This window comes from Pseudomonas sp. SIMBA_068 (genome assembly GCF_046534705.1).
GTDB lineage: Bacteria > Pseudomonadota > Gammaproteobacteria > Pseudomonadales > Pseudomonadaceae > Aquipseudomonas > Aquipseudomonas putida.
In genome coordinates this window covers 1-279 of record NZ_JAWRYI010000355.1, presented here as the reverse complement: position 1 = coordinate 279, position 279 = coordinate 1, and the positions used below count along the sequence as shown (strand labels likewise).

Genomic DNA, 279 nt, shown 5'->3' with positions numbered 1-279 from the left:
ATCTTTCGGCGTCACCGTCACGCCGTTCCAGCGTTTGTGGTCGATATCAACATTGATAGTACCGCTGGCATCTTTGAACACGTAGAGATCGTCAGAGATGCGTTCAACGATATTGCCGCGCAGGGTTACCCAGGTGTCGTCACGCAGGGATTTTGCGCTTTCTACAGTCGTTACGCTGCCGTTCGGCCCCTGGAATCCTCCGGCCTGACTTTGCGTTGCCGATGGGCCAGAAAAACCGCCCTGCTCTGCTGCCATCACCGGTGCGCTGCACAGGGCCAT

General features: G+C 57.0%; 1 protein-coding gene. It reads right to left on the bottom strand.

The window, feature by feature from the left end:
* The coding region (gene ygiW / locus SB756_RS29515) for an OB fold stress tolerance protein YgiW (protein WP_410913104.1) at nt 1–279 on the bottom strand (279 nt) is incomplete at both ends.